This is a genomic window from Scandinavium hiltneri (genome assembly GCF_024764835.1).
Taxonomy (GTDB): Bacteria; Pseudomonadota; Gammaproteobacteria; order Enterobacterales; family Enterobacteriaceae; genus Scandinavium; species Scandinavium hiltneri.
The window spans coordinates 1-438 of the sequence record NZ_JALIGE010000028.1 but is presented as its reverse complement, the minus strand read 5'-3'; the positions used below and the strand labels follow the sequence as shown (position 1 = coordinate 438).

Annotated in this window: 1 protein-coding gene; it reads left to right on the top strand. The window is 56.6% G+C overall.

What is annotated here, in order from left to right:
* Positions 1-438: pyruvate formate lyase family protein (locus MUU47_RS00115; RefSeq protein ID WP_309578248.1), on the top strand; the 438-nt coding region annotated here is incomplete at both ends.

Below are 438 nucleotides of genomic sequence, written 5' to 3'. Positions count from 1 at the left end.
GGACTATCTGGTGGTGATCGCCAAAGGGCTGTTTGCCATCGAAGCCGAAATGGAAGACCGAGCCAGAAGCATTGGCAGCGCCGTCAGCCGTTCTGGGCTGGACGAAGTCAACCAATGCCGCGCCATGATCTACGCCTGCAATGCAGCGATGCATCTGGCGCAGAAACTGGCTAGCAAAGCCGAAAACATGGCTGCTGTAGAAAACCATCCGTACCGCAAGGCGGAGCTGCAAGAAGCGGCCGCCATGCTGAAAAGAGTCCCGGCTTACGGGGCCAGCAGCTTTAAAGAGGCTTGCCAGTCGTTCTACTTCTTCCAACTGGCGCTGCATCTGGAAAACGGCAGCTACGCGGTTTACCCAGGCGGCTTCGACAAACTGTTGTACAGCTTCTATCAGCAAGACATCACCCGTGGCGTACTGACGCCGGAGCAGGCTTATGA